The sequence below is a fragment of the Streptomyces sp. NPDC017676 genome (assembly GCF_044329325.1).
In the GTDB taxonomy this organism is placed as follows: domain Bacteria; phylum Actinomycetota; class Actinomycetes; order Streptomycetales; family Streptomycetaceae; genus Streptomyces.
Genome location: NZ_JBIRJA010000003.1, coordinates 231,259 through 255,309, shown reverse-complemented (window position 1 = coordinate 255,309; position 24,051 = coordinate 231,259). Strand labels below are relative to the sequence as shown.

At 71.1% G+C, this 24,051-nt stretch carries 17 protein-coding genes and 1 pseudogene; 11 read left to right on the top strand and 7 right to left on the bottom strand.

All coding sequences use genetic code 11. The annotated features are described in order from the left end of the window. Positions 1–21: 21 nt before the first annotated feature. Positions 22–2,607 carry a bifunctional FO biosynthesis protein CofGH gene (locus tag ACH4LD_RS08765; protein WP_398055493.1) on the top strand — a complete coding sequence of 862 codons (2,586 nt, stop codon included), beginning with the start codon at positions 22–24 and terminating at the stop codon, positions 2,605–2,607. An 85-nt stretch (positions 2,608–2,692) separates the two neighbouring features. Then, positions 2,693–3,265: a hypothetical protein gene (locus ACH4LD_RS08760; protein ID WP_398055492.1), complete on the top strand. Its 573-nt coding sequence runs from the start codon at positions 2,693–2,695 to the stop codon at positions 3,263–3,265. Here the strand turns inward: ACH4LD_RS08760 and ACH4LD_RS08755 are convergent. Together ACH4LD_RS08755 and ACH4LD_RS08750 are read right to left on the bottom strand one after the other, a co-directional pair. Further along, entirely contained in the window at positions 3,258–4,268 is a 1,011-nt protein-coding gene (locus tag ACH4LD_RS08755; RefSeq protein ID WP_398055491.1) for a pentapeptide repeat-containing protein, read from the bottom strand. The genes ACH4LD_RS08760 and ACH4LD_RS08755 overlap by 8 nt on opposite strands. Next, positions 4,265–4,777, bottom strand: coding sequence for a DUF2165 domain-containing protein (locus tag ACH4LD_RS08750; RefSeq protein ID WP_132785323.1), 513 nt, complete (start codon positions 4,775–4,777; stop codon positions 4,265–4,267). Before ACH4LD_RS08750 ends, ACH4LD_RS08755 begins: the two co-directional genes overlap by 4 nt. A gap of 164 nt (positions 4,778–4,941) precedes the next feature. Here ACH4LD_RS08750 and ACH4LD_RS08745 point away from each other — a divergent pair. The 4 genes and pseudogenes from ACH4LD_RS08745 to ACH4LD_RS08730 all read left to right on the top strand — a co-directional run. Further along, positions 4,942–5,052, top strand: a pseudogene (locus ACH4LD_RS08745) (hypothetical protein); the annotation flags it as partial. Between the two features lie 340 nt (positions 5,053–5,392). After that, positions 5,393–5,839 carry an RNA-guided endonuclease InsQ/TnpB family protein gene (locus ACH4LD_RS08740; RefSeq protein ID WP_398055490.1) on the top strand — a complete coding sequence of 149 codons (447 nt, stop codon included), beginning with the start codon at positions 5,393–5,395 and terminating at the stop codon, positions 5,837–5,839. Continuing rightward, the gene (locus ACH4LD_RS08735; protein WP_398055489.1) at positions 5,730–6,110 is read left to right on the top strand and encodes a zinc ribbon domain-containing protein; all 381 of its coding nucleotides are present in this window, start codon (positions 5,730–5,732) and stop codon (positions 6,108–6,110) included. Before ACH4LD_RS08740 ends, ACH4LD_RS08735 begins: the two co-directional genes overlap by 110 nt. 177 nt (positions 6,111–6,287) lie before the next feature. After that, positions 6,288–7,403, top strand: coding sequence for an ADP-ribosylglycohydrolase family protein (locus tag ACH4LD_RS08730; protein ID WP_398055488.1), 1,116 nt, complete (start codon positions 6,288–6,290; stop codon positions 7,401–7,403). 22 nt (positions 7,404–7,425) lie between these two features. Here ACH4LD_RS08730 and ACH4LD_RS08725 read toward each other — a convergent pair whose 3' ends face one another. The 3 genes from ACH4LD_RS08725 to ACH4LD_RS08715 all read right to left on the bottom strand — a co-directional run bounded on the left by ACH4LD_RS08725 (position 7,426) and on the right by ACH4LD_RS08715 (position 13,867). Continuing rightward, positions 7,426–8,985, bottom strand: coding sequence for a sodium:solute symporter family protein (locus ACH4LD_RS08725; protein ID WP_398055487.1), 1,560 nt, complete (start codon positions 8,983–8,985; stop codon positions 7,426–7,428). 391 nt (positions 8,986–9,376) lie between these two features. Continuing rightward, positions 9,377–11,197 (bottom strand): MFS transporter, encoded by a 1,821-nt coding sequence (locus tag ACH4LD_RS08720; RefSeq protein ID WP_398055486.1) that lies wholly within the window; start codon positions 11,195–11,197, stop codon positions 9,377–9,379. A 246-nt stretch (positions 11,198–11,443) separates the two neighbouring features. Then, positions 11,444–13,867 carry a D-alanyl-D-alanine carboxypeptidase gene (locus tag ACH4LD_RS08715; protein WP_398055485.1) on the bottom strand — a complete coding sequence of 808 codons (2,424 nt, stop codon included), beginning with the start codon at positions 13,865–13,867 and terminating at the stop codon, positions 11,444–11,446. Positions 13,868–14,048: 181 nt separating this feature from the next. On the opposite strand from ACH4LD_RS08715, the gene ACH4LD_RS08710 reads away from it, so the two are divergent. From ACH4LD_RS08710 to ACH4LD_RS08700, 3 genes are all read left to right on the top strand, one after another. Continuing rightward, positions 14,049–14,807 carry a GPP34 family phosphoprotein gene (locus tag ACH4LD_RS08710; protein ID WP_398055484.1) on the top strand — a complete coding sequence of 253 codons (759 nt, stop codon included), beginning with the start codon at positions 14,049–14,051 and terminating at the stop codon, positions 14,805–14,807. 209 nt (positions 14,808–15,016) lie between these two features. After that, positions 15,017–15,874: a helix-turn-helix transcriptional regulator gene (locus tag ACH4LD_RS08705; RefSeq protein WP_015493273.1), complete on the top strand. Its 858-nt coding sequence runs from the start codon at positions 15,017–15,019 to the stop codon at positions 15,872–15,874. 189 nt (positions 15,875–16,063) lie between these two features. Further along, positions 16,064–16,255, top strand: coding sequence for a DUF397 domain-containing protein (locus tag ACH4LD_RS08700; protein ID WP_030642837.1), 192 nt, complete (start codon positions 16,064–16,066; stop codon positions 16,253–16,255). Positions 16,256–16,386: 131 nt separating this feature from the next. Here the strand turns inward: ACH4LD_RS08700 and ACH4LD_RS08695 are convergent, their stop codons facing one another. Both ACH4LD_RS08695 and ACH4LD_RS08690 read right to left on the bottom strand, forming a co-directional pair. Further along, positions 16,387–16,893 (bottom strand): glutathione peroxidase, encoded by a 507-nt coding sequence (locus tag ACH4LD_RS08695; protein ID WP_103809846.1) that lies wholly within the window; start codon positions 16,891–16,893, stop codon positions 16,387–16,389. A 172-nt stretch (positions 16,894–17,065) separates the two neighbouring features. Beyond that, positions 17,066–18,073 (bottom strand): ArsR/SmtB family transcription factor, encoded by a 1,008-nt coding sequence (locus ACH4LD_RS08690; RefSeq protein WP_398055483.1) that lies wholly within the window; start codon positions 18,071–18,073, stop codon positions 17,066–17,068. Positions 18,074–18,206: 133 nt separating this feature from the next. Here ACH4LD_RS08690 and ACH4LD_RS08685 point away from each other — a divergent pair, with 133 nt between their 5' ends. Both ACH4LD_RS08685 and ACH4LD_RS08680 read left to right on the top strand, forming a co-directional pair. Beyond that, positions 18,207–19,403, top strand: coding sequence for an MFS transporter (locus ACH4LD_RS08685; protein WP_398055482.1), 1,197 nt, complete (start codon positions 18,207–18,209; stop codon positions 19,401–19,403). Between the two features lie 210 nt (positions 19,404–19,613). Next, entirely contained in the window at positions 19,614–24,050 is a 4,437-nt protein-coding gene (locus ACH4LD_RS08680; RefSeq protein ID WP_398055481.1) for a cold-shock protein, read from the top strand. Position 24,051: the final 1 nt, after the last annotated feature.

Below are 24,051 nucleotides of genomic sequence, written 5' to 3'. Positions count from 1 at the left end.
AAGCGAACGTATGCTCAAGGGATGACGACTTCCGCGACCTCCGGAACCGGCCCCACCGAGAACTCCATGCGTCGCGCCCTCAAACGCGCCCGGGACGGCGTCGCCCTCGACGTCGCCGAGGCGGCGGTACTGCTCCAGGCGCGGGGTGAGCACCTCACCGACCTCGCCGCCTCCGCCGCCCGGGTGCGGGACGCGGGCCTGGAGGCGGCGGGCAGGCCCGGCATCATCACGTACTCGAAGAGCGTCTTCATCCCCCTCACCCGGCTGTGCCGGGACAAGTGCCACTACTGCACGTTCGTCACCGTGCCCGGCAAGCTGCGCCGCGCCGGGCACGGCATGTTCATGTCCCCCGACGAGGTGCTGGACATCGCCCGCAAGGGCGCCGCCCTCGGCTGCAAGGAAGCCCTGATCACCCTCGGCGACAAGCCGGAGGACCGCTGGCCCGAGGCGCGCGAATGGCTCGACGCGCACGGCTACGACGACACCATCGCCTACGTCCGCGCCATCTCCATCCGCATCCTGGAGGAGACGGGACTCCTTCCCCACCTCAACCCGGGTGTGCTGACGTGGACCGACTTCCAGCGGCTGAAGCCCGTCGCGCCCAGCATGGGCATGATGCTGGAGACGACCGCCACCCGCCTGTGGTCCGAGCCGGGCGGCCCGCACCACGGCTCCCCGGACAAGGAACCGGCCGTCCGGCTGCGCGTCCTGGAGGACGCCGGCCGCTCCTCCGTCCCCTTCACCTCCGGCCTGCTCATCGGCATCGGCGAGACCTACGAGGAGCGCGCGGAGTCCCTGTTCGCGCTCCGGAAGGTCTCCCGGGCCTACCACGGCATCCAGGAACTGATCATCCAGAACTTCCGCGCCAAGCCGGACACGGCGATGCGCGGCATGCCGGACGCCGAACTGGACGACCTGGTCGCCACGGTGGCCGTCGCCCGGCACATCATGGGCCCGTCGGCCTGCCTCCAGGCCCCGCCGAACCTGGTCGACGCCGAGTACGAGCGGCTGATCGGCGCCGGCATCGACGACTGGGGCGGGGTCTCCCCGCTGACCATCGACCACGTCAACCCCGAACGCCCCTGGCCGCAGATCGAGGAACTCACCGAGCGCTCCCGGGCAGCCGGCTTCGAACTGCGCGAACGCCTCTGCGTCTACCCGGAGTTCGTCCGCCGCGGCGAGCCCTGGCTGGACCCGCGGCTGCGCCCGCACGTGTCCGCCCTCGCCGACCCGGAGACGGGCCTCGCCCTGCCGGACGCGCCGGTCACGGGCCGGCCCTGGCAGGAGCCGGAGGAGGTGTTCACCGCCACCGGCCGCACGGACCTGCACGCGTCCATCGACACCGAGGGACGCACCGGCGACCGGCGGGCCGACTTCGACGAGGTGTACGGCGACTGGGAGGCCCTGCGGGAGGCGGCGGCCCCCGGCATGGCCCCGGAACGCATCGACGCCGACGTGCGCGAGGCGCTGCGCACGGCGGCCGACGACCCCACCCGGCTGACCGACGCCGAGGCCCTCGCCCTGCTGCACGCGGACGGCCCGGCGCTGGACGCGCTGTGCCGGGTGGCCGACGACGTCCGCAGGTCGGCGGTCGGCGACGACGTCACCTACATCGTCACCCGCAACATCAACTTCACCAACGTCTGCTACACCGGCTGCCGGTTCTGCGCCTTCGCGCAGCGCCGCACGGACGCGGACGCCTACACGCTCTCGCTGGAGCAGGTCGCCGACCGCGCCCAGCAGGCGTGGGAGGTGGGCGCGGTCGAGGTGTGCATGCAGGGCGGCATCCACCCGGACCTGCCGGGCACCGCGTACTTCGACATCGCGAAGGCGGTGAAGCAGCGCGTCCCGGGCATGCACGTGCACGCCTTCTCCCCGATGGAGGTGGTCAACGGCGCGACCCGGACCGGCCTTTCGATCCGCGAGTGGCTCACGGCGGCCAAGGAGGCGGGCCTGGACTCCATCCCCGGCACGGCGGCGGAGATCCTGGACGACGAGGTCCGCTGGGTGCTGACCAAGGGCAAGCTGCCCACGGCCACCTGGATCGAGGTGATCCGCACCGCGCACGAGCTGGGCATCCGCTCGTCGTCCACGATGATGTACGGGCATGTGGACCAGCCCCGGCACTGGCTCGGCCATCTGCGCACACTGGCCGGGATCCAGCGGGAGACGGGCGGCTTCACCGAGTTCGTGACGCTCCCGTTCATCCACACCAACGCGCCGGTGTACCTGGCCGGCATCGCCCGGCCCGGCCCCACACTGCGGGACAACCGGGCGGTGACGGCGATGGCCCGCCTCCTGCTGCACCCCTGGATCCCCAACATCCAGACGAGCTGGGTCAAACTGGGCACCGAGGGGGCGGCGGAGATGCTCCGCTCCGGCGCGAACGACCTCGGCGGGACGCTGATGGAGGAGACGATCTCCCGCATGGCGGGCTCCTCGTACGGCTCGTACAAGTCGGTCCGCGACCTGGTCGCGGTGGCGGAGGCGGCCGGCCGCCCCGCCAAGCCGCGCACCACCCTCTACGGCGAGGTACCGGAAGAACGGCAGCGGGCGGCCGAGGCGTCCGACGGCCACCTGCCGGAGCTGCTGCCGGTCCTGGACTGAGCGGCCTCCCGGACCGATCCCCCTCCACGGACTGAGTACGATGATCCGACCCCTGTGCTGAGAAGGGGGACCCGTAGCGGAGGAGATGCGTCCCGTGGCTGCCCGACTGCCCTCGTGGGCCTGGGTCACCGGCCTGACGGCGGGGGCGACCGCTGCCGTCGTCGCCCTCGCCGTGCAGGCGAACCACGGGCCGCATCCCACGGCCGCCGTGACCCGGCCCACCGCGTCGGCGTCGGCGAGCCCCCACGCGTCCCTGACACCGAGGACACCGTCCGCCCCCGCCCTGCCGGACGAGTCCGGCGAGGGCCGCCGGATCGTCTACTCGCTCGGCGAGAAGCGGGTCTGGCTGGTCGACGCGACCGGCAAGGCGACCCGCACGTTCACGGTGTGGCCGGGCACGGTGAGCCCGCAGCCCGGCCGCTACTCGATCACCCTGCGCAGGCAGTCCCTCAAGGGCTCGGACGGCGTGCAGATCGAGCACATCATGTACTTCACCAAGGTGTCCGACGTGAACATAGCCTTCTCCAACGCCCTGGACGGCTCCTCGCCCCCGCCCGCGAACGGCCAGAAACTGGGCGGCATCCGCCTCCACAAGGAGGACGGAGCCGCCCTGTGGGCCTTCGGAGACCAGGGCACCCGGGTCACGGTGGTCAAGTAGCGTCCCCGCGCGACCACCCGGAAGCGGGGGTCGGCGTGGTGCGGTCCGGCGGAACCGGGGTCGCGGTCGCCGTCGGCAGATCCTCTTCCGGCCGGTGCGCACCGGTCCACTCCGTGGCGCCGTCGACCCGTACGTCCGCCAGGCCGGCCCCGGTGAGTTCCGCTCCGGTCACATCCGCCCCCCTCAGGTCCGCCTCCGTCAGGTCCGCCTCCCGCAGGTCCGTCTTGTAGAGGTTCGCCCGGGACAGGTCGGCACCGCGGAGGTTCGTCCGCCTCAGCGCGGCACCCCGCAGGTCCGCGCCGGACAGCTTCGTGCCTCCCAGGTCACCGCGCGAGAACACCGCGTCGGCGAGCAGCGCACCGCTCAGATCGGCCCCTTTGAGATCGACGTCGGCGAGCTGGACGCCCCGCAGATCGATGGCCCGGCCCCCGTCGTGCGCGGGATCGCGCTGGCCGAGCACGGAGAGCGCCGCCTGGATGTCCGGTGCCTTCTGCGCCGAGGTCGCCTTCTTGGCCGCGTGGGCGCGGATGTACTGGGACAGGTCGTCGATCACCGCCGGCTGCTTCCGCGGCGAGTCCTCCATGATGCCCTGCAAGGAGAAGATCGCCCCCCTGCGGATGTTGACGGAGTCGTCGTCCAGCCGCTCGATCGCCTTGTCGTACCGGTCCGCGATCTGTCCCTGCTCCGAGATGGTCAGCTCCTCGGACACCTGCGTGACGGACACCCAGGTGAACACCAGGGTGGCGACCGCCGTCAGCCCGGGGAGCAGCGTCGCGAGGAGCCCCGCCCGCTGACCCCAGCCCTCCGGGCCGGCCGCCGGACCGGTCCCCGCCCCCGCCGCACCGCCGGTCCGCTCCGGGGCCCTGGGGCGGTACCCGGGGCGGCGCGCGCCCAGCGGAGCCCGGGGCCGCTGCCCGGCCGCCCGGCCGGCCCGCGCCCGGCGCTCGGCGATCCGCCGCAGCTGTCCGCCCCGCGCCCCCGCCCGGGGTGTGCCCCGCGTCACGCGGAGTCGGCCCGCCGGACCGGTCCCGGCAACTGGTTGACGATCAACGCGACACCGCTGAGCAGGAACACGCGGGTCGCCGCGTCCAGGCCGTTCCACGTCTTCGACTGCCACATCGCGAACCACTCACCGCCGATCGCGATGAACCCGGCGCCGAAGAGCAGCAGGAGCATCAGCAGACCGTAGGTGGACCAGCGCCGGGCGAGGTCGTCCTTCCGCCGCGCCCACAGGTACGTCCCCCGGACCAGCAGCAGGGCCGCCACGCTCTCCCACACGATGATGAGGACGTACGCGGTGTCCTCAAGTGCCGTACTGGTGACGGCCCGCCACATCAGGTCGTCGTCCTTGAACGTCGTGTCCATCGCCAGCACATGCCGCACGAACTGCTGGTTGGTCCCGAAGTCCGTGATGTTCCCGAGCGCGACCAGGGCGATGTAGAGGGCGAGTATGCCGGTGAGCACACCGGCGGCGAGTCTGAGGCCGGTGTGCTGGGTGGGGGTGGTGGTCATGGCTGGATTCTTCCCGACGAACACCGGCTTCTCCCACGTGAATTGAGCCAGAGCCCGACGTGCGGGGCGAGAGGCGAAGGAGCTCCGCGCGCCCAGCTCTCCTCCTTTCAACCCGGCAGCTCCCGCCGCCGGTGACGTGATTCCGGTCACAGTGGCCTCTTTCGGTGTTCTCTCAACCAGCTCGTCGCCGCTGTTCCACAGTCGCGTCCGTGAAGCTCCGTTACAACCTCCGCGTCTACCCGACGGCAAGCCAGATTCCCTTGCTGGCGGCATCATTCGGGTGCGCTCGGGTCGTCTTCAATGATGGCCTTCGTGCACGGAGGGATGCCCACGCGTGGGGTGAGCCGTTCATCCCGGACAACGAGCTTCAGAAGATGGTCACGACGTTGGCCAAAAAGACCCCTGAGCGGTCTTGGCCGGCCGAAGTGTCGGCTGTAGTCCTGGTGCAGTCACTCGCCGACTTGCATGCGAGCTACCGCAATTTCTTCGCTTGGCGGCGAGGAGATCGCAAGGGCCCCAGGGTGCAGCCGCCCAAGTACAAGAGGGAAGAGTGGCCGACAGGCGATTCGACTGACCCGAAACGGCTTCCGGATTCGCGAGGGCGGTGCGCTGTACTTGGCCAAGATCGGCGAGGTCCGGGTGAAGTGGTCCCGGCCGCTTCCGGCCGAGCCCTCGTCGGTCACCATCCTCAAGGACTCGTCCGGTCGATACTTCGCCAGCTTCGTAGTGGAGGTGAAGCAACAACCGCTGCCCCCGCTGGATTCGGAAGCCACGGACAGTGGCGTTGACTTGGGCTTGTCCACCTACGCGGTGCTGCGCGGCAGGAAGATCGCTTCACCGGAGTTCTTCCGACGGCAGCAGAAGAAGCTTCGTCGGGCTCAGCGGCACTTGTCTCGCTGCAAGAAGGGAGGCGGCAACCGGTGTAAAGCCAAACTGGCAGTCGCAAGGATTCATGCGCGCATCGCCGACAAGCGTCCGCGAGAGCCAAGCGGTGTATCTGGAGGACCTGAACGTGAAGGGCATGGCGACGCGACGTGGCCGGTTGGGAAAGCCTGTCCATGACCAGTCCATGGGGATGTTCTCACACGCCCTGGAAGTCAAATGCGGGCGCTACGGGCGCGGCTTCGTCAAGGTGTCCCGGTGGTTCCCTTCCACCCAGATGTGCTCCAACCTGAACAGCGGGGAAATATCCGGCCCCAGGGGCCGTCGTCAGTTGCATGTCCGTTCCTGGACGTGTAGTGCGTGCGGGATTACGCACGATCGGGACGAGAATGCTGAAATCAACCTTCGTAGGGAAGGACGTAAACTCGCCGCAGGGCATGCGGAGAGGTGAAACGCCTGCGGAGCCCACGTAAGACCCCGCGAGCCGGGGCTGCGGGCGATGAACCAGGAACCCTCCCGAAGTCGTGCCGGGGTACCGGACGGCGGACGGGAATCCCTCTTGCTCTGGGAGGGAAGGGAAGCCAAAGTGCTGGGCGTCGTACAGGCGGACGGTGCCAGGGGAGGTCTGGTGGGGGCGACAGCCGGTGCCGTCTGGGGGCGTGCCGAACAGCAGGACTTCCGGAGCCGGGTGCGGGGCACGCTGCTCGGGGCCGCGGTGGGTGACGCGCTGGGCGGGCCCGCCGATCCCCTGTCCCTCGCGGAGATCCGGGCCGCGTACGGCGGTGAGGGGCTGCTGGACCTGGCCTTCGGGCACGGGCGGCGCGGCACGGTCACCCATCACACCCAGCTGACCCTGTTCACCGTGGACGGGCTGATACGCGCCCAGGTGCGCCGCGACACCGGCGCCTGGCACCCGCCGACCGATCTGCACCGGGCCTATCTGCGCTGGACGGCCACCCAACGGGACTGGGGTCCCGACGAGCGCCGCAAGGACGACGGCTGGCTGGCCCGCGAGGAGTGGCTGTACGCCCGCCGGGACCCCACCCGCGCGCTGCTCATCGGGTTCGGCGACGACACCATGGGCACGCTGGAGTCCCCGAAGAACCCGGGGGAGCTGGGGCCGGAGGCCGTCGCCCGCTCGGCACCCTTCGGCCTCCTCGTCGGCTGGGAACCCCAACTGGTCGTCCAGCTGGCCGTGGAGTGCGCGGCCCAGACCCACGGCCACCCCATCGCCTACCTGTCGGCGGGCGCGTACGCCGTGATCGTGCACGCGCTGGCCCGCGGCGACAGCCTGGACGGTGCCGTGCAGCGGGCCCTCGCGCTGCTCGCCGTCCGCCCCGGCCACCAGCCGGTCTCCGACGCCCTCCAGCACGCCCTCGGCGCGGTACGGCAGGGGATGCCGACCCCGGCCCGGGTGGAGGAGCTGGCCGGCGACGGTACGGCGGACGGGCTGCTGGCCGCCTCCGTGTACTGCGCGCTGGTGGGGGAGGACGTACGGCACGGGCTGTGCCTGGCGGTGAACCAGAGCGGCCCCTCCGCCGCGGCGGGCGCCCTCACCGGCGGCCTGCTCGGCGCCCTGCACGGCGAAACGGCCCTCCCGCCGGCCTGGCTGGCCGAGCTGGAGGGCCGTCCCACGATCCTGGAACTGGCCGACGACTTCGCGATGGAGATGACCCAGGGCCCCGCTCTCCACGGCCCGGCCGGTTCGTCACCGGGGTGGCTGGCGCGGTACCCGCGGGCGTGAGCGCGCTCCCGGACGGCGGACCCTACGGCGCCCCGACCACGTCGTCGCCCGCCGTGGCCGGCACCGGTACCGCCGCCACCGCGTCGCCGTCCGTGTTGACCTTCTCGATGACGGCCAGGCGGGCCGGGGTGTCCTCCGGCTTGAGGTAGCCGATGAGGATGTACAGGACCAGGGAGACCGCGAGCGGGATCGAGACCTGGTACTGGAGCGGGACGCCACCGTCGACGTTCCAGTTGATGGGGTAGTTGACCAGCCAGAAGGCCAGCAGACCCGCCGCCCAGCTGGTGAGCGCCGCCGTCGGGCCGGAGCGGCGGAACGGGCGGAGCAGGCCGAGCATCATCGGGATCGCGATCGGGCCCATCAGACCGGCGACCCACTTGATGACGACGGTGATGATGTCCTTGAAGGTGGGGGAGTTGACCTGGGTCGCGACCGCCATGGACAGGCCGAGGAAGACGACCGTCGTGACGCGGGCCGCGATCAGTCCCGACCGCTCGTTCCAGCCCCGTGCCCTGGCCGACAGCACCGGCGCCACGTCCCGGGTGAACACGGCGGCGATCGCGTTGGCGTCGGAGGAGCACATCGCCATGGTGTGGGAGAAGAACCCGACGATGACGAGGCCCAACAGGCCGTGCGGCAGGAGCTGTTCGGTCATCAGGGCGTAGGAGTCGGAGCCGTCCGGCTTCTGCGCGTGGACCAGCAGCGGGGACATCCACATCGGGAAGAACAGCACCACCGGCCAGACGAGCCACAGCACCGCGGACAGCCGGGCCGAGCGCTCGGCCTCGTAGGCGCTGCCGGTGGCCATGTAGCGCTGGGCCTGGTTGAGCATGCCGCCGTTGTACTCGAAGAGCTTGATGAAGAGGAACGCGAGGAGGAACACCGTGCCGTAGGGGCCGACCAGCGGCTTGCCGTGCCCGTGCAGGGCCGGCTCGTCCCAGGCGCCGAAGAAGCCGATGTTCTTGTCGCTCAGCTTCAGCACGACGGCCACGAACATCGCGATGCCGGCGAGCAACTGGATGACGAACTGGCCGAGTTCGGTCAGCGCGTCCGCCCACAGGCCGCCGATCGTGCAGTAGACCGCGGTGATCGCGCCGGTGATGAGGATGCCCTGGTTCAGCGAGATGCCGGTGAAGACGGACAGCAGGGTGGCGATGGCCGCCCACTTGGCGCCCACGTCCACGATCTTCAGCAGCATGCCGGACCAGGCGAGCGCCTGCTGCGTGGGCAGGTTGTAACGGTTCTTCAGGTACTCCAGCGGGGAGGCCACATGGAGCCGGGAACGCAGTCGGTTGATGCGGGGCGCGAACAGCTTCGACCCGATGGCGATGCCGAGCGCGATGGGGAAGGACCAGGTGATGAAGGAGGTGACGCCGTAGGTGTAGGCGATGCCCGCGTACCCGGTGAACATCACGGCGCTGTAGCCCGACATGTGGTGCGAGATGCCGGAGAGCCACCAGGGCATCTTGCCGCCGGCCGTGAAGAAGTCGGAAACGTTGTCCACGCGCTTGTGCGACCAGACGCCGATCGCGACCATCACACCGAAGTAGCCGATGAGCACGGCCCAGTCGAGACTGTTCATGTGCCCGATCGTGGGTCCGTCCACGTGAACACGACAAGCAAGCGTAAGGTCAAGTCAGGGTAAAATTGTTCGGCTTGCTGATCCATGTTCATCAGTGTGAACGGGTCAGGCGCGCTGGGGGAGTTGGGTCGACGCGGGCGCGGCCACGGCCGACCGCGTCCCGACGAACACCGCCGACCCGCCCCCGCTTTCCTTCAGCGCCGGCCGCCACGACGAGCGCATGAGGTGGACGGTCGCCATCGACGAACGGCTCGACCGGGACGCCCGCGGCGACGACGGACGCACCCACGTCCTCATGGCCGCGGCGGGACCGGGCAGGGCGGAACTGGTGGCGCTGGTCATCCCGGCGGTGCCGGGCACCGACGCGTACGCCGCCCGGCTCCGCCGACGGTCAGGGCTTCTTCAGCTGGTCGGGGCACGGCGTACCGCGCGGCAGCTGGTACGGCGCGGCCAGCCGGTACGTGCCCGGCCTCGGCGCGAGCAGCGTGGTCCACTTGTCCCCGTCGACGTCCTCCGGCGTCGCCATCAGGCACGCCTTGACCTTGTCGTAGGACTGGCTCTTGCCGTGCTCGTCGACGATGCTCAGCCACGGCGAGTACGGGATCCGGATCAGGATCCGCCCGGCCTTGCTCACCCGCAGCGTCATCTCGCCCTGCTCGGCCCGGTCCACCACCGCGTTCGGCTCGGCGAGCGGCGCCGGATCGGTCACCTTGAACAGCTGCCAGTTCGCGTCGCCCCAGATCTGCTTCAGATACGGCATCCCGCGCCGCAGCAGCTGCCGCTCGCGCTCGCCGCCGTCACCGTCCGGGTTGTCCTTGGGCAGCACCACGTAGTGCACGGCCCACCGCTGGAGCCACTCGTGGTAGTTCGCCGAGTTGAGCGTGTCGTCGTAGAAGAGGGGGTTGCGCTCCATGTCGGCCTGCCGGTTCCAGCCGCGGGCCAGGTTGACGTACGGCGCGAGCGCGGAGGCCTCGCGGTGCGAGCGGGCCGGGACCACCTCGACCCGGCCCTTCTCCGCGCCGACCTTCTGCAGTTCGTTGACCAGCGGGGCGAGCTCCCGCGCCCAGGAGGCCGCCGGGGTGGTGTGGATGATGTCGTCCACCGACTTGAAGCCGATCCAGCCGGCGAAGCCGAGGAAGGCCAGCACGGTCACGTACCACTTGCGGGACTTCGGCACGGTGTACGGCAGGGCCGCGATCAGGGCCGCGCCCGCGAACATCATCGGCAGCCGCGAGATGTTGGACCCGATCTGCGAGCTGATCAGCCACACCAGGACCACGGCGACGCTGTAGACGGCGGCGGTCAGCCGGACGGTCACCCACTCCTTCGGCACCAGGAACAGGCACAGCAGGCCGTACAACAGGGGCATGATCACCGAGCCGAACCCCATCGGCTGGGTGCCGGAGAACGGGAACAGCCAGGCCGACACCGCGACCACCGCCGCCGGTGCCAGCCCCAGCGCCCACGCGCCCGGCCGTCGCTTCTGCAGGAACAGGGCGACCGCGACCAGACCCACGAACAGCCCCGCGACCGGCGAGGCCATGGTGGCGAGCGCCGCCAGCGGGGCGGCGACCAGGGCCTTCGCCCAGCGTTTGAACCGCCACCGGTACGGCCAGCAGAACACCGCCGCGACCGCGCCGAGCGCGAACATCGTGCCGAGCCCGAAGGTCACCCGGCCGGAGATCGCGTTGCACAGGAACGCGAAGACCCCGGCGAGCGAGGCCCACAGCGGGTTCTTCACCGCCCGGCTGCGGATCAGCACCATCGTCAGCAGACCGGCCGAGACCGTCCCGGCGATCATCATCGTCGTCCGCACACCGAGGACCGACATCAGATACGGCGACACCACGCTGTACGACACCGGGTGCATGCCGCCGTACCAGGCGAGGTTGTACGCCGAGTCCGGGTGCCGGCCGACGAACTCCGCCCACGCGTCCTGCGCGGCGAGATCGCCACCGCTGTTCGCGAACGTGAAGAACCAGATGATGTGCAGCACGCCCGAGAGCGCCGTCATCGACAGCGCGGGGTGCCGGAGCAGCCGCTGCCGGAGCGGTTCCAGGGCGGCGAGCAACCGGGCGCGTCCGCCGGGGCGCACCCCGGCGTCGGGCCCGGCGACGCGCCGGTCCGGGTCAGTCGTGGACAGACGTATTCGCGGGCCGGATCCCGGGCCCGGATCCGCGTCGTCGGCGTGTGTCGGCTCCGCTGTGGCCACCTGAAGGCACTCCCCGTGTCCCGTCTTCTGTTCTCGGCCGCTTCCCTCGGAGTACCCGGCCGCGTTCCGTCCAGTTCGCGGCCCTGTCCCGGGACCGGCGACCTGCCCCGATTCGTGACGCTAGCACGCACCCCGCCACGGGGCTCCCGGGTGGGGGCTCCATGACGGGGTGCGCGGGGGGGACGGGGCCGGGCGGGCGGGGGCGTACGGCCGGGCGGGCGGGGGCGTACGGCCGGGCCCGGCCGGTCAGCCCAGCCGGGTCAGCCTGGCGCCGATACCGGGCTCGGTCAGGTCCTTCTGGAGGGCCACCGGGACCTTCACCGCACCGGCCGTACCGTCGCCCACGGTGAGTGTCCCGACCCGGGTGCCGGCCTTCGCGCTGTGCGGCACGGTCCCGGACGCGAAGGACAGCTCCACCTTCATCCCGGCCCAGCCGGCCGCCGTGACGTCCTTGGTCACCACGACCGGGGTACGGCCACCCAGCCGGTCGTCCACGTACCCGACGACGTCCCCCTTCTTCACGATCTTCGCCGAGGTCAGCGCGTCCTGGGCGGCGAGCAGCGCCGTCTTGCTGACCTGGTTGACCGTCTGGAGGATCTCCCGCTTGTGCTGGCCGAGGATCGCGCCGACGATCGTCACCGTCTGCCCGCCGACCTGCTTGCGGGAGGCGAACAGCAGGTTGCCGCCGGCCGCGGTGGTGCTGCCGGTCTTGATGCCGATCGCGCCGATGCGGTACGGCAGCTCGTTGTAGTTCGGCCAGAACTTGCCGGAGGGGTCCGTCCAGCTCGCCGCGCTGCTGATCGCGACCAGGGCCGGGACCTTCACGAACGCGCGGCCCAGCTTCACCTGGTCCTCGGCCGTGGAGACGGTGGTCTCCTTCAGCCCCGAGGGGTCGGTGTACGTCGTGCCGGTCATCCCCAGTTCCTTGGCGGTGGCGTTCATCTTCTTGACGAACGCCGCCTCCGAGCCCGCGTCCCAGCGCGCGAGCAGCCGCGCGATGTTGTTGGCGGAGGGGATCAGGACGGCCGACAGGGCCTGCTTCTCGGTGAGGGTGTCACCGGCCTTGACGGTGTCGAGCGTCGACTCGCCGGCCTTGTTGTAGCCGCCCTCCTTCTCCGCCGTCGGGTCGACCTTGATCTTCGGGCCCTCCTGGCCCGGCTTCAGCGGGTGGTCCTTGAGGACGATGTACGCCGTCATGGTCTTGGCGACCGAGCCGATGGCCACGGGGGTCTGCTTGCCGAAATGCCCCATCGTGCCCACGCCGTCCACGTCCATCCAGCCCTGGCCCTCGCCGGGCCAGGGCAACTGGGTGCGGTCGCCGGCGAAGGTGTAGCTGTCCTTGCCGGTGAGCGCGAGGGTGGGCGTCGGCAGCGGGCGCACGGCCTGTACGACCGCAAAGATGATCGCGAGCAGCAGGACCAGCGGGGTCCAGATCTTGATTCGCCGCACGAGCGTGCGGACCGGGGTCTCCGGGGGCGGGGGCGTGTTCGTCAGCTCCGCCAGCAGGTCCAGCGGGGGCTTGGGCGGGAGCGGCTGCTGGGTGGTGCGCTCGGGGCCGACCTGCGGGACGGGCGTGGTGGCGTCCGGGGTCTTGGCCCCGGCGGCCGGCTTGCGCAGGTCGTCCTTGAGCGCGACGAACTTGCTGGTGCGTTCGGGGTCGGACTGTCCGGAGTCGGACTCGGGAGTCTTCGGCTTGCCTTCCGGCTTGCCGCCGACCTTGAGCATGGTCGTCGGCTGGTCGACGGGGGGTGTCTTGGGGTGGACGGCCTTGAAGACGGTGGTGGGCTGGTCCACGCCGGTGTCCCTGGCGGCGGGGTTCTCGGCGCCGGTGTCCTCGGGGGCGGTGTCCTTGGCGCCGGTGTCCTTGACGGAGGGCTCCGTGCGGGGCTCGTCGCCGTCCGCCGCCTCGGCTCCGCCCTCGGCGTCCGTGTTCCCACCCGCACCACCCGTGCGGCTCTCGTCGTCGCCTGCGGGTGGCCCCTGTGGGGCGTCCCCGCCGTCGGCGGCCTCCGGGCCGTCCTCGCCCTCAGCCGCCGCGCCCGCAGCCGCCTCGCCCTCCGCCGCGCTCTTCGCCTCTGCGTCTGCGTCCGCCCCGCTCTCCGCGTCCGCGTCCGCCTCGTCCCCTCGGTCCGTGGCAGACGGGGCGTCAGACTTGGCCTTCGCGTCGGCAGGGGCCTCCGCCTCGGTCTCCCCGTCCCCGTCCCCGTCCGTGTCCGCATCCGCGTCCGCGTCCGCATCCGCGTCAGACGGTCCCTCGGTCTCGCCCTCCGGGCCGGACGACGCCTTCGCCTCGTTCCCGGCGTCGGCCGACTCCCCCTCGGACGGAGCGTCAGCCTTCGCGCCCTTCTCGTGGGTGTCGTCGGTGCCGTCGGTGCCGTCGGCGTTCGCAGGTGCGTCCGGGCTCGGTTCGCGTACCCAGGTCGACACCGCCGCCTGGAGGGCGGTGTCCTCGGGGTCGGCGGACTGCTCCCGCGAGGTCGGGGTTTCGGGTCGTACCGTCAGGACCTTCGTCGCCGTGTCGCCGCCCGAGGACTTCCGTTCGCGGGACACCGCGAGACGCGGATCGCGCGCCTCGGGAACCGAACCCGCGCTCCCCGACGTCGGTTCCGCCGACGACTCGCGCTGCTTCGACCTGTCGGGGGACTCGCCCGCCACCGATGCCTCCTCCATGCGCCGCACGCCTACGCGCGCGCCCTGTCCGAACCATGTACCAGTGTCCTGTGTGAGGGCTTGGCCCCTGCGGTAGACGAGAACGACATACCTACCGGTTCCCTCACGAACCGGTCACGCACCCTCGACAGACCAATGTGAGAGGGGTCACCCTGTCATTCATCCACGCGGGGAGGCATGGATGGGCAGGAGCCGCAGAACACTTCCGGAGGAGCTTCTGTTGCTCGCACTGGACCCGGCCACGGGTACCACTGCGCAGCCGCAGTCGCTCGACCTCGGTCTGGCCGGTGCACAGCTAGTGGAGCTGGCGCTGGCCGGACGGATAGCCCCAGACGGGGATCGTATCGCCGTGGTGGTGCCACGGCCGACAGGAGATCCGACTCTGGACTGCGCGTTGGAGTTGCTGCGAAGGCGTGGCGCTCCCGTGCGTGCCGTCCACTGGATCGGCGGGCCCCGGCTGGGGCTCAGGCAGACCTACCTCTCGCATCTGGAGCGGTGCGGCATGGTCGCCGCCGTACCCGGCCAGATGTGCGGGGTCCTGCCGACGACGCGTTACCAGGCGACGGACACCGCCATCAGCCGGGAGATCCGCTCCCGGCTGGATTCCGCGATCCGCACCGGCGTGCCGCCGGACCCGCGGACCGCGGCGCTCGCCGCCCTGGCGCACGCCGTCGGGCTCGGCAAGCACCTGTATCCCGGGAACGAGGGCCGGTCGTCCCGGTCCCGGTTGCGGGATCTGATCCGGCACGACCCCATGGGCGGGCTCGTCGCCCACGCCGTCATGGACGTGCAGAACGGCGCGGCGGCAGCCCAGCCGCGTCGTGGCCCGGCCCCGGCCGGCCGGCAGGCCGCGCCCGGCGCCAGGTCCGCGCCGGAACCCGCGCGCGGGATCCCGACGCAGCCGCGTCGCGGGTCCATGGCGCGTGCCGTGGCCCACTGAGCCGCAACCCCGGCCCTACAGACCCGGTTCGGGAGCCGCAGGTCCGAGCGGGGCGGTGAGACCCTTGTGGTCTCGCCGCCCCGCTCGACCGCGTCCCCGGCTGCATATCCACGGTTTCCCAGCGGTAGAAAGCACCTTGGTGGCAGTCTGCTCAACAGCAGATACGCAAAGTGTTAAGCAACAGGCAGGCAGCCGGAGGTGCGCGTCCCGTGGCGTCCAATGTCAATCCCACCGTCAGGCGGCGCCGGCTGGGCCAGGAGCTGCGCAGGCTCCGTGAGCTCAAGGGCATGACGGCCGAAGAGGTGGCGGAGCGGCTGCTGGTGTCGCAGTCGAAGATCAGTCGGCTGGAGAACGGCCGGAGGAGCATCAGCCAGCGCGACGTGCGCGATCTGTGCGGGGTGTACGAGGTCGAGGACCAGCGGATCGTCGACTCGCTGATGGAGATGGCCCGGGATTCCAGACAGCAGGGCTGGTGGCACACCTTCGGCGACATCCCGTACAGCGTGTACATCGGTCTGGAGACGGACGCCGAGTCGCTGCGGGTGTACGAACCCCAGTTGGTGACGGGACTGTTGCAGACCCGAGCCTACGCCGAGGCGCTGGTGCAGGGCGCGTTGCCGGAGACGTCGACCGCGGAGATCGAGAAGCGTGTCCAGGTGCGGATGCGCCGACAGGAACGTATCACCGCCCAGGCCAACCCGCTGCGGCTGTGGGTGGTGCTCGACGAGGCCGCGCTGAAGCGGGTCGTGGGCAGCCGGCTGGTGATGCGGGAACAGCTGGAGCACCTGATCGAGATGTCGCAGCTCCCGCACGTCACCGTGCAGGTGCTGCCCTTCGACGTGGGCGCGCATCCGGGGCTCAACGGCCAGTACGCGATCCTGGAGTTCGCCGACGCGGCCGACTCCAGCGTGGTGTACCTGGAGGGCGTGACCAGCGACCTGTACCTGGAGAAGGCGCAGGACGTGCAGAAGTACGCCGTGATGTACGAGCATCTGCGGGCGCAGTCCCTCAACGTGGAGGCGTCCCGGAAGTTCATCGCGGACGTGGCGAAGCTGTACGCGGACTGAGGCGCTGTCACGCAGGGCGCGGGATCGTACACCGCCGGTCCACTCCAATGGAAGGCTCACCTGGAATATGCCATCCGGTTGAGTGAACGACTCCTCCGCGGCGCGCAGTTGCCCGGTAGCGTCGATCACGCCAGTCAGACGACATGGTTGGCGTGAACCGCACTACCGCAACTCGCAACAGGAGTGGACATGGCACTGATTCAGGGCGCTTCGGAGACGTGGATGAAGTCTTCCTATTCCGCGGGCAACGGCGCCTGCGTCGAGGTCAAGTCGCCCACCGCCGCCGAACTCGCCGTTCGCGACTCCAAGACGCCCGAGGGCCCGATCCTGGCCTTCCCCGCCGACGCGTGGAACGCCTTCGTGTCCTCGGTCAAGGCGTGAGGGGTTCTCCCTGACCCTGGTCCGGACAACAACTGCACACGCACCACCAGGAGAGCCCTCTCGACCAGTCGCCGTCCTTGCCGAGAGGGCTCACCGCCTTCCACCGGGCCACCGGGAGGCCCGAGCCGTGCTCAGCCGAGCTGGGCCTCGATCGCGGAGACGACCTCGGCCGACTCCGGCTCGGTCTGCGGCGAGAACCGCGCGACGACCTGACCGTCCCGGCCGATCAAGAACTTCTCGAAGTTCCAGCGGATGTCCCCGCTGTGCCCCTCGGCGTCGGCGAAGCCCACGAGCCGCTCGTACAGCGGATGCCGGCCCGGCCCGTTCACCTCCACCTTCTCCGTCAGCGGGAAGGTCACGCCGTAGGTCGCCGAGCAGAACTCCGCGATCTCCTCGGCGGTGCCGGGCTCCTGCCCGAGGAACTGGTTGCAGGGCACGCCCAGCACGGTGAAGCCCTGCTCGGCGTACCGCTCCTGCAGCTTCTCCAGCCCGGTGTACTGCGGGGTCAGCCCGCACTTGGAGGCCACGTTCACGATGAGGACGGCCTTGCCCGCGAACCGCGACAGATCCGCGGAGCCGCCCTGGAGGGCCTCGATCTCGACGTCCAGCGGGGAGCCGCTGTGCTCAGTAGTCGTCATGCCCGGATGCTAGCCCCGCCGCCTCTCCACACCCCCGCCCGGCCTCACCGAGCGCGTCCCCGGCTCCCTTGCCTGGCTTCGCCGAGCGCGTCCCCGGCCCCTCCTCTGCCTGACTGCGCCCAGCGCGTCCCCGGCTCCCGGGTGCAAACGTCACCGGCCCCCGTACGTCACGTCACCGAGCCCCCCGCCCCGCCTCGACCAGGACGTCGCCGGCCGCCTGCCCCGCCTCGACCAGGACGTCGCCGGCCGCCGTCCGTGCGTACAGCACCGACCGCCCGGCCCGTCGTCGCGTCACCAGGCCCGCCTCCCGGAGCACCTTGAGGTGCCGGCCCACCGAGCCCAGCCCCTGCCCGGTCACGGCGGTCAGCTGGGTGGTGCTCAGGGGGGAGCCGAGGAGGACCAGCACCGCTGCCCGGCCCGGCCCGAGCAGCGCGCTCAGCCCGGTGGGCACCACCCGGTCGCCGTCCCCGGCCAGGACACCATCACAGGGGTAGACCACGGCGTACCGCTCATCGTCCTCCCAGGCGACCCAGCCCGTGTGCTGCGCGGTCACCGGCACGAACACCAGCTCGGCGCCGGAGATCTCGCGGGGCGGATACTCGTGCAGGTTGATCTGGAACCGGTTCTCCCCGAGCCACCGCGTGCCGCCCGGCCGCAGGGAGTCCAGCACGCTCGCCCAGCCGCCCCGGCTCGCCTGCGTGGTCCGCGCCACCACATCCGCCTCCAGCACCCGCCGGCGCCGCGCCCAGTACGGTCGTACGGCCTCCTCCCACACCCACTCCAGCAGTACGGCCGCCCGCTCGGGCAGGTCGTCCCGGTCCAGCTCGACGGGCAGCGGTCCGGCCAGGGAGAGCCGCAGGTGCGCGCGGGCGTCCGCCGGCCGGGTGGCGCGGACGCGGGCGATCCCGTCCCGGAGGCTCTCGCCGTCGCGGGGCGTGGGTGTGAGGAAGTCGGCGATCCACTCCCGCCCCAGCCCCGCCCGCACCAGCCGGGCCGTCACCGGGTCGGCCGCGAGCCTGTCCCGGTAGGCGGGCAGGTGCGTGCCCAGCCAGGAGTGCTCACCGGGATGCGTCCCCCGCCCGGCGTGCAGCAGCTTGAGCCCGGCGAAGGTCTCGGCGAGCGGCGAGATGACGAACCGGCTCCGGGCCAGGGTGTCCGCGTTGAGCTGCCACCACCCCACGAGCGCCTCCTCGTACGCCGCGTACGGACCTTCCGCCTACGGATCCTTCGTGTACGGACCCTTCGTACACGGACCTTTCGCACGACGGCGAAACAATAACGAGCCCGCTGCGGCCCGCCCGAGACTCCGGGACATGACCGGCTACCGCCCCCTGTTCCGCATCCCCGAGTTCACCCCGCTCTTCCTCGGCGCCGCCGCCCAGACCGCCGCCGGGACCGTCGGCGGCCTCGCCCTCGGCACGCTCGTCCACCGGGCGACCGGCTCCCCCCTCCTGTCGGCGCTGAGCATGTTCGGCCCGTCCCTCGCCCAGGTGCTCGGCGCGACCTTCCTGCTCTCCGGCGCCGACCGACTGCCCCCGCGCACGACCCTCGCCGCGATCTCGCTGGCCTTCGCCGCCGGCACGGCGGTGCAGGCGCTGCCCGGTCTGCCGCTCGGCGCGCTGTTCACCGTGGTCCTGGTCCTGGGTCTGGTCGCGTCCCTCGGGGGCGGGGTCCGCTGGGGCCTGCTGAACGAGATCCTCGCCAAGGACGGCTACCTGCCCGGGCGTTCGCTGTTCAACATGATGAGCGGGCTCATGCAGATCGCCGGGTTCGCCACCGGCGGCGCCCTGCTCGCCACCCTCTCCCCGCGGGCCTGTCTGCTGTTGGCCGCGGCCCTGTACCTGACGGCGGCGCTCGTCCTGCGTCTCGGCCTGACCGCGCGTCCGCCCCGGGCCACGGGCCGCCCCTCCCCGTCGGCGACCTGGCGCGCCAACGCCGAGCTGTGGTCGTCCCGCCCGCGCCGCCTCACCTACCTGGGCCTGTGGCTGCCCAACGGCATGGTCGTCGGCTGCGAGTCCCTCTACGTGTCGTACGCCCCGCACGCGGCCGGCACCCTGTTCGCGTGTGCCGCGCTCGGCATGTTCGCCGGGGACGTGACGGTGGGCCGGCTGTTGCCACCCGCGGTCCGGCGCCGGCTGGCCACCCCGCTCCTGCTGCTGCTCGCGACGCCGTACCTGGTGTTCTTCGCGCACCCGTCGGTGCCGGTGGCGGTGGTCTGCGTGACCGTGGCCTCCGCCGGTTTCGGCGCGAGCCTGGTCCAGCAGGAGCGGTTGATGAGCCTGACCCCCGGCGACCAGGCCGGCCAGGCGCTGGGGCTGCACTCGGCCGGCATGCTGACCTTCCAGGGCGTGAGCGCTGCGCTGGCCGGTGCGCTGGCCCAGTTCACCTCGCCGGCCACGGCGATGACCGCGATGGCGGCGGGTTCGCTGTGCATGACGCTGGCGCTGGCTACGGCCGCCGGCCGGGTCCCGGCCCGGTCCAGCGCGGAGCCCGTGCGGGAACCGGGGTGATGCACGCTCCCGGCCCGGTCCAGCGCCGAGCCCGTACGGGAACCGGGGTGATGCGAGACGGCGTCCGCCCACCGACGTACCGGGTGATCGTCCGTCTGCGTGAGGGTGGTTCGGCAGGTCGCGGGCCACCGGGAGGGCATCCCGTGCACGCGCGGATTCTCCGCTGTTCTTCCTGGTTCCTCCACGTGTGAGCTGGGCTATGGTGCTCATGTGGACTTGGGGATGATCCAGCAGTGGTACCCCGTGGGTACGCATGTCGTGGTCTATCTTTCCGGGGGACGGTCCGCTCGGGGGCGTCTGGAGGCCGTCGGTCCCGACAGCCTGGTGCTCGTCACCGAAACGGGACCCACCCTGTTGCAGGCCACCGCGATCGAGCAGGTGGAGGCCATGAGCCCCGCCGTGCCGGGCGCCAGGGCCGTCGCGCCGGATCCACCGGCAGCGCCGGACCCGCCACCGCCTCCCGCTCCCGTGGTGCTGTCCGCCGCCTGGGACGCGCTGGCGGCCGAGTTCGCGACGGATGTCGGCCAAGCCCGGCTGACCACCCCGGTGTTCGGCCTCGACCCGGACTTCGAGCTGGGGTACACCGAGGCCAAGCAGATCGAGGGGCACATCAACCGGGCCAAGAACCGCCTGGATTCCGCCCGTAAGTTAGGCGAACCGTCGCGCGTGCCGGGGGCGTTACGTGATCTGGCGGCCGCCGCCGACGCGTGCGACTACCCACCGGCGTTCCACCTCGCCGCACTGCTGCTCCTGGAACGGGTCGGCACGGAGGCGGCCCGGCGCCAGGCCGAGGCGTGGATGACGGAGGCCCTGTACTGCGGCAACCGGTACGTGTGGGACCTGGCGGTGCTGCGGATACGCAACGGCCACGTCCGGGAAGCGATCACGGCGCTCGGTGAGGGGCTGCGGCACAGCCCGGCCGACCACAGCGACGATCTGCTGCTCCGGCTGTTCCTCGCCCTGGTCCTCCAGGAGGGCGACGTCGGCGCGGCGGCTCCGGTGCTCGGCGCCGCGGAGCAGGAGAGCCCGGGGCAGCGGTGGGTGGCCACCCGGGCCGGCCTGTACCTCCTGTCCCGGGTGTCCCCGGAGCGGGCCGCACCGCTGGAACCGCTGCTGTCCGCGCCGGCCCCCACCCTCGATGACCTCCGCCAGGTCCTGACGGCCCTCGAACCGGGCGCGGACGGCGGCCCCCCCACCCCACCGCGGACGCCGTCGTCCTCCGCGGCGACCGGCGCCCCTCGGACGCACCCGGTGCACCCGGCCCCCGGCGGGCCGGCACCCGCTCAGGCCGTGGCCGTACCCCACACCCCCGGGCCCCGGCCACCGGCCGGCCGGTCCGCACCCGGCCCCAAAGAGCCCCAGCTGCATGTGGCGGCCGCCCGCAACCAGCTCAACCAGGGGAACCTGGACGCCGCGTTGAAAATCGCGCAGAACGCCCTGGCGAGCCATCCCGGCCACGTCGAACTGCTGGAGATCACCGAGACCGCCCAGCGGGAGAAGGCCGCGCGGACACTGGCCGGCCCGGCATCCAGGCGCACGGCCCAGGCACAACTGATCCGGGGCCATCGCTCCGCCTACGCACGGGCACAGCACGCCGACACCCAGGAGAAGGACTGGCCCAAGGCCGAGCAGCTCTACCGTCAGGCCCTGACGGAGGACCCGAACAACGAGCGGGCCCGGCGCAGTCTCGCCTGGGGCCTGCACCGCTACAAGCGCAGCGTCGAGGCGCTGGAGCTGCTGCGCGATCCGGGCGTCGTCGTCCAGGACACCCTGCCGCACCAGAACATGATCATCACGATCCTGAGCGACACGGGCAACTGGGACGAGGCCGCCCGCCTGCTGGAGGACCTGCTGAAGCGGGAGCACTCCAAGCAGACCCGGACCGGCCTGCTCAAGCGCCTGATCGTGCTGTACCGCAGGCTCCGGGACGCCGAGCGGGCGAAGGGCGCGGCGCAGCGCCTGCTCAACCACGGTCCCCGCAACCCGGAGTTCCGCAGCCTCTGGGAAGAGGTCGAGAAGGCCGAACGCTCAGGCATCTGGGACAAGATCGACCAGCTGCTCGCCAAGAGCGACTGGAAGCCGGAGCAGCCCGGCTCCATCAGCCCCATCCTCCTGCTGCACCTGGACCGCTGCGAACACGCCGGGGTCAACCCGGCCCGCGTGCAGGAAGGCACTCTCAGCGAGCGGGACGTCCAGGAGCTGGACGACCTGATCCGCACGCTGGGATCGCGGCGGTCCGCGGACCGCGCCGCCTACAACCTGTCGGCCGCCCGCATCCTGCGGGACCTCAACCAGTCCGAGGACGACCGCTTCCGCAAGTCGCTGCGCAGCTTCGGGGCGGCCATGGGCGATCTGTGCACGGCCGAGCGCCGGCCCGGGGACGTCACGCGCACCTACTACGCCGAAGCGGTCGCGCTGGGCGGGTGGGACGACATGGGCGAGCTGAAGGTCAAGCAGTACGTCCTGTCGTACCTCGACCCGGACTCGCCGCAGCCGGAGTCCCGCCCGACGTTCGAGAAGTGCCTGCAATGGGTGCTGGAGGACGAGAGCCTGCACCGGCCCCTGACGTTCGGCCTGCTCAGCCTGATGGCCAGTGGCTCGGACCGGGTGCGCAGGGAGATCGTCTCGCGCACCTTCCGCGTGGCACACATCAGGGACATCCTGCTCGGACAGCTCTGCGACTACCTGGGCGAGGCCAACTCGTCCAGCGTCCACGACGTCTACGCGGAGCGGTGGCAGCAGGCCCTGCGCAAACTGCGCCAGGAGCTGGACGCGCAGCGCCAGTCGCTCCAGCTGCCCCTGAACCGCAGCGAACCCCTGGGGGCCCTCGCCGAGGACCAGCAGCTGCTGGAGCGCGCGAGGGACCTCGCGCCCACCACGCCGCTCGACATCGACCGCCTCAAGAAGGTGGCCACCACCCTGGCGGACATCCACGGCTACCTGGACCAGCCCTCGTACCTGGAGCAGGAGCGGCTGGAGTCCAAGATCCGCACCGCCGTGCGCGAGCTGGTCGCCACCATCGAGACGTACCCGACCCGCCTGAGCCTGGAGTACCTGGTACCGCTGCTGACCAAGCTGGACCGGGCGCTCGCCGGTCACTTCCGGGACGTCCAGCGGGCCGCCGAGCCGACGGACCTCGAAGTGACCAAGGTGCTGTCCAGCTACGCTCCCAGCGCGGCGTCCACCATCCATGTGCAGCTCAGCGTCAAGAACCTGCCCCGGCGCAGCCCGGCCGTCGACGTGATGCTGCGCGTGCTGGACAACGCGGACGACTACCAGCCGGTGGCCGAGCCGATACCGGTCGCCCACAGCCTGCGCGACGAGCAGACCGAGACCTGCACGCTCCCGCTGGTGGTGACACCGCGCGCCATAGCCGAACAGGTCCTCACGCTGCACTACAGCCTGGAGTTCATGGTGCGCTCCGACCGGCGCATCGTCACCGAGGCGCGCACGCTGCCGCTGCGGCTGAACGACTCCCAGGACTGGAAGCCGATCCGCAACCCCTACGCCGAGGGCGCTCCCGTCTACGACGAGGAGATGTTCTACGGCCGCGGGCCGCTGATCCAGATACTCGTGGACTCCCTGGAGCGGACCGACGCCAAGTGTGTGGTGATCTACGGCCAGAAGCGCGTCGGCAAGTCGTCGGTCCTGCACCATCTGCACCAGGCGCTCAAACCACCGGTGCTCGCCGCCAAGTTCAGCATGGGCGAACTCGCCACCAACCTGACCCATGCCAACCTGCTGTACAAGATCGCGAACGCGTTCTTCCGCCGTCTTGAACAGCTGGAGGACGAAGGACTGCCGGGCCTGAACCTCTCCCGGCCGATGCTGAGGGAGTTCATCGACAGCGGCTCACCGGAGATCCACTTCGACGACTACGTGCGGGACATCCTGCGGCGGATGCAGCGGAGCGACGCTTACCGCAACTGGCGGATGGTGCTGCTGCTGGACGAGTTCACCGTGCTCTACGGCGCCATCGAACGCGGTGATCTCCCACGGGAGTTCATGAAGTCGTGGAAGGCCATGCTGGAGAGCAAGCTGTTCAGCAGCGTGGTCGTCGGCAACGACCTGATGCCGCGCTTCCTCAAGGCGTTCCCGAACGAGTTCCAGGTGGCCCGGCAGGAGCCGGTGTCCTACCTGGACGAAGGGCCCGCGAAGGCGCTGATCACCGAACCGATCGCCCTGGAGAACGGGGAGAGCCGGTACCGCGGCGACTCGGTGCAGCGCGTCATCGAACTGACCGCCCGCAGCCCCTACTACATCCAGCTGTTCTGCAACCGGCTCGTCCACCACATGAACGCCGAACGCCAGCCGCTGATCGGCCCCGCCGACGTGGACAACGTCGCTGCCGCGCTGGTCAGCGGGGACCGGGCCCTGCTCCAGGAGCAGTTCGACAACCTGCTCACCCCCGGTGACGCGGACGTCAGCGACCTGTCGGACGAGACCGTGCTGGGAGTGCTCAAGGGCAGCCTGTCGGGACACCGCCGCGACCTCCACCTGGACGGCCGCAAGGCCCGCGAACTGCCGGAGGGCCCGCGGGTCATCGAGGACCTGCTGCGCCGCGACGTGATCGTCCGAGAGTCCGAGGACCGCTACCGGATCAAGGTGGGGCTGTTCGCGGAATGGCTCTGGCAGAGGAAGGCGTAGG

Excerpts from the sequence above, each read along its gene's own strand:
- ACH4LD_RS08765 (WP_398055493.1), top strand. The coding sequence starts at position 22 with ATGACGACTTCCGCGACCTCCGGAACCGGCCCCACCGAGAACTCCATG.
- ACH4LD_RS08760 (WP_398055492.1), top strand. The coding sequence starts at position 2,693 with ATGCGTCCCGTGGCTGCCCGACTGCCCTCGTGGGCCTGGGTCACCGGC.
- ACH4LD_RS08750 (WP_132785323.1), bottom strand. The coding sequence starts at position 4,777 with ATGACCACCACCCCCACCCAGCACACCGGCCTCAGACTCGCCGCCGGT.
- ACH4LD_RS08735 (WP_398055489.1), top strand. The coding sequence starts at position 5,730 with ATGCGCGCATCGCCGACAAGCGTCCGCGAGAGCCAAGCGGTGTATCTG.
- ACH4LD_RS08725 (WP_398055487.1), bottom strand. The coding sequence starts at position 8,985 with ATGAACAGTCTCGACTGGGCCGTGCTCATCGGCTACTTCGGTGTGATG.
- ACH4LD_RS08715 (WP_398055485.1), bottom strand. The coding sequence starts at position 13,867 with ATGGAGGAGGCATCGGTGGCGGGCGAGTCCCCCGACAGGTCGAAGCAG.
- ACH4LD_RS08710 (WP_398055484.1), top strand. The coding sequence starts at position 14,049 with ATGGGCAGGAGCCGCAGAACACTTCCGGAGGAGCTTCTGTTGCTCGCA.
- ACH4LD_RS08700 (WP_030642837.1), top strand. The coding sequence starts at position 16,064 with ATGGCACTGATTCAGGGCGCTTCGGAGACGTGGATGAAGTCTTCCTAT.
- ACH4LD_RS08695 (WP_103809846.1), bottom strand. The coding sequence starts at position 16,893 with ATGACGACTACTGAGCACAGCGGCTCCCCGCTGGACGTCGAGATCGAG.
- ACH4LD_RS08685 (WP_398055482.1), top strand. The coding sequence starts at position 18,207 with ATGACCGGCTACCGCCCCCTGTTCCGCATCCCCGAGTTCACCCCGCTC.